Origin of the sequence: Streptomyces sp. GC420, from assembly GCF_009916105.1 — a bacterium.
GTDB lineage: Bacteria > Actinomycetota > Actinomycetes > Streptomycetales > Streptomycetaceae > Streptomyces.
Genome location: NZ_JAAAXQ010000541.1, coordinates 1 through 3966 on the forward strand (window position 1 = coordinate 1; position 3966 = coordinate 3966).

The following is a 3966-nucleotide window of genomic DNA, read 5'->3' on the forward strand; positions in this document are numbered from 1 at the left end:
CGCAGCCGGCCGCCTCGACCTGGCCCCCTCCATCACCGACCACATCCCGCTCGCCGACGCCGCCGACGCCGTCCACCGGCTGGAGAACAAGATCGGCGACCCGATCCGCCTCATCCTCGTCCCCTGAGGCCTGTGAGCAGGACGTCAGACCCGCCTCGGGCCGGGGGTGAGTGGGCGCCGGTGTCCCCGACACCGGCGCCCACGGCGTGCGGCGACGTCCCGGCGCCCGAAGCCCTGTGCCGGGCCGAAGTACCGGAGCCGCCGTACTCAGTGCTGGGGGTGCGGCTGGGAACGGAACCGAGGCCGGTGCCCGGCGGCAGCGCCGGGAGCGAGGCGGCCGACTTCAGCGCGCATCCTGATGGCGTGGAACACCTCGACCACCCCGAGGACCATGGCCATGATGCCCACCGTCAGGGTGAGTGCGGCGATCGAGGTGAAGGGCGAGACGATCAGCGCGATGCCGGCCAGCATGCCGATGACTCCGAAGAACAGCATCCAGCCTCGCGCCGGCACGGCCGGGGCGGAGGCCGCCGTGGCCGTCGCCGTGATGCCCCGCAGCAGCCAGCCGAAGCCGATCCACAGGGCGAGCAGCAGAATCGACTCCAGAGCGCCCCGGAAGCAGATCAGCCCGAGCAGGACGGAGAGCGCACCCGTGAGGAAGTACAGGGCCCGAAGATGCCCGGGGACGTGCGTGCCGAAGGCGGCGGCCAGCTGGAAGACACCGATGACCAGCAGATAGACGCCGAAGAGCACACCGACGACCCGCAGTGTCTCCTCCGGCCACGCAAGCATGACGGCGCCGAGGGCGATCGCGGCCAGACCCGTGGTGAGCAGGATCTGCCAGCCCATGTTCGCCAGGGTGCCCAGGGGTTCGGTGGCGGAGCCGTCCTGCGGCTCGGTCCCGGGCGGCGAATCGGAGGGGAATGTCATGACGCCTTCTCCTCCCAGAGTGGTCGGATCGGTCACCTCCATCGTCGCCCCGCCCCGCCTGAGTGGCCAGGCGGAGACGGAGGTTGCCTCGGGTGAGGCTCCCATGACTGCGCGACGCCCCTGTGACCAGGCCTTCCGAACGCGGTTCCCGATCGTGAGAGCTTTCTGCCGGACGGCCTGGACGGCGACACGGGAGCCCGGCATCCGGTGGGGACGGGGCCTCCTCCGCGATGCGGCTCGGCTGCCGTCACGCCGGCTCTGTGGCCACGCGTACGGCGTCCCCGGCCGTGGAGCCGCCGCTGCACAGCAGGGGCGCCCAGGCCGCTGCGGCGGCCGCCAGGTCGTCTCCGCACGTGCTGCCGGGGCGGGGCCGGGCCGCGGTGGCGAGGACGACCCGGTCGGGGCGGAGCAGGACGGCACCCGCGGTGCCCATCCAGTGGATCAGTGCGCTTGTGCCCGGATCGGCACGGTGCGCGGCGCCGCCCGTGCCGGGCTGCTGGCGCCGGGGGTCGTGCAGTTGGACGACACGGGCGTTCAGTGCTCGCACCAGCGCGTGCAAGGCCGGGCCGAGCGGCGCGTCGGCCAGGAGCGCGAAGTCTTCGCCGAGCAGGTCGTCCAGCAGACGGGGAGTGCCATCGGCACCGGGGATCAGGGGCTGGGGACACAGCGTCCCGGGGCGCGGATGGCCGAGCCGGCGCCGGGAGCCGACCAGGGGGCCGGGTCGCAGCGGCGGGCTGACGGCGGACAGTACGAGCCCGGAGGCGCCCGGCAGGCGGGAGACGGCGGGCAGGACGGCTTTGCGAGCCAGTGCGGTGCCCGTTCCGCCCCCGGTCATGACAGCGCCGACAGCCACGGCGGTGCGGATCAACTGCCGTGCGTGGCGGTGGCGTTCGGCCTGGTAGGTGTCGAGCAGGGCCTCGCTCGCGCGGCCGGTGAGGACACGGGCGAGCTTCCACGCGAGGTTCTGGGCGTCGCGCATGCCCGCGCCCATTCCTTGCCCGATGAAGGGCGGCGTGAGGTGGGCGGCGTCACCGAGCAGGAAGATCCGGCCCTTGTGCCAGCGGTCGGCGACCTGGGCGCGGAAGGTGTAGGAGGCGGTGCGCAGGACGTGCAGTTCGTCCTCGGGGATGCCCGCTGTCCAGGGGGCGATCAGCGCGAGCAGACGCCCGCGGTCGGTGAGCTCCTCCGGCTGCTCGCCGGTGCGCAGGCGGAACTCCCAGCGGTAGCGGTCCTCGCCGACGCGCATGTAGGTGGCCGCCCGCTGCGGGTCGCAGATCTGGTGAACGCCGTCCCACGCGGGCAACGGCAGGCGGCAGCGGATGTCGACGACCAGCCACTGCTGCGGGGCGGCGAGGTCCCGCATCCGGGAGCCGATGCAGGCGCGGACCAGGCTGCCGGCACCATCGCACCCCAGGACGGCGTCGGCCGAAAGCGTGCGGGCGACGCCGGTGTCCTCGTCCCGGAAGGAGACCTCCACCGGAGCGCCGCTGTGCGGGGGCGGAGTCACGGAGGTGACCTCGATGCCTCCGCGGAGCGTCACCAGAGGGTGCTGGGCGAGGTTGTCCCTGAGCAGCTGTTCGAGTTCGGGCTGGTCGAACATGTTGGCCTGGGGGAAGCCGTGCCGGCCGCACGGGTTGTCGCGCAGGAACTCGGCCAGCACCCGGTGGGAGCCGTCCAGCAGCCGCATGCCGCGGGCGGGGCGGGTGATCTCGCTGAACTGCTCGTGGATGCCCACGGCGTGGAGGATGCGGTGGACCTCGTCGTCCAGGTGGACCGCGCGCGGCAGCGGATACGGGGCGCGGTGGCGCTCCAGGACCAGCGTGGGCACGCCGTGGCGGGCCAGGAGGGTGGCGGCGGTCAGCCCGGTGGGCCCGGCACCGATCACCACGACGGGCGCGCGCTCCGGGAAGGTGGCGGTCACTGGCTCAGGGCCTTCATCAGGCCCAGCAGACGGGCACGGTCGATCTCGTTGTCCTCCCGCAGCGCGGAGATCGCCTGCAGGAGCGCCCCCGGCGAGGGAGCCGTGCCAAGGAAGTCCCGGGTGGCAGGCGGGCCCCACTGGGCCAGACCGGAGGCGGACATGGCGGCCCAGCCGGGTTCCAGCGTGTGGTCGAACACGTCGCCGTCGGCGAAGTGCTCCATCATGAAGCGGTCGGGGTCACGCCAGTAGTCGAAGATCTGGCTGCCCTGGATGTGCCGGCCGATGCCCCAGGAGTGGCGGTAGCCGCGCTCGCGCAGGTATTCGCCGCCGGCCGCCAGGATGTCGAGGTCGGCGACCTGATAGGCGGAGTGGACGTAGCCCGTGTCGGGGCCCAGGTGCATGGCCAGGGTGTGGTGGTCGGCGGGCTCGCTGCCGCGATCGCAGCGGATGAAGGCCATGGTGGGGCCGCGGTCGCGCTGCCCGTCCAGGTAGAGGAAGTCACTGACGATCAGGCCCAGGTGCTCCAGGTACCAGTCCAGGGCGCGCCGGAAGACCCGGCTGGAGAGCACGACGTGGCCCAGGCGCTGCACCTGGGAGGGTTTGCGGGGCGGACGCTGGGTGGCGTTGATGCGGGCGGCCGCTGTGGTGGTGCCCGTGTTGAGGACCAGCGGCCGCTGCAGCGGCTGTGCGGGCTGCTCGGTGACGCCGTGGACGACGCGGACCGGGATGCCGGACGGGTCGAGCAGGTCCACGGCGCGGCCTGCGCCGTACTCGGTGAGGGTGCGGACCTTGTGGCCGGTGGCGCGGGCCAGCCGGTCGAGGTCGGCGGCGTCGGCGGCCTGGAAGGCGGGCCCGATGAAGCGGGAGGCGGGGCCGCGGCGGATCACCAGGCAGTGGGTGCCGGCCATGGCGCCGCGCAGGTAGAGGGCGTCATCGGTGCGGGCGGCGGTGGTCAGGCCGAAGTCGTGGGCGAAGGTCTCGGCGCGGTCCAGGTCGGGCTTGGTGAACTCCAGCCAGGCCAGGTCGGCCACCTTGATGACGGGCTGGGCCGCGCGGCCGGGGTGCTCCCCGCGCAGGGCGCCCTGTTCGCTGTGCAGGCCCTGGTGGGCGTCGGC

At 73.3% G+C, this 3966-nt stretch carries 3 protein-coding genes and 1 pseudogene; 1 reads left to right on the forward strand and 3 read right to left on the reverse strand.

Going from position 1 to position 3966, the window contains the following annotated elements; translation table 11 throughout:
• Window positions 1-127 (forward strand): annotated as a pseudogene (locus GUY61_RS40925) (zinc-binding dehydrogenase); the annotation flags it as partial.
• 140 nt (window positions 128-267) lie between these two features.
• Here the strand turns inward: GUY61_RS40925 and GUY61_RS35725 are convergent.
• The 3 genes from GUY61_RS35725 to GUY61_RS35735 all read right to left on the reverse strand — a co-directional run.
• A complete protein-coding gene (locus GUY61_RS35725; protein WP_166634463.1) occupies window positions 268-930 on the reverse strand; it encodes an HdeD family acid-resistance protein in 663 nt (220 codons plus the stop codon).
• 247 nt (window positions 931-1177) lie between these two features.
• Complete coding sequence (locus GUY61_RS35730) at window positions 1178-2851, reverse strand: bifunctional 3-(3-hydroxy-phenyl)propionate/3-hydroxycinnamic acid hydroxylase (RefSeq protein WP_166634464.1); 1674 nt, start codon at window positions 2849-2851, stop codon at window positions 1178-1180.
• The coding region (locus GUY61_RS35735) for a VOC family protein (RefSeq protein WP_243766986.1) at window positions 2848-3966 on the reverse strand (1119 nt) is incomplete at its 5' end. The genes GUY61_RS35730 and GUY61_RS35735, both read right to left, overlap by 4 nt.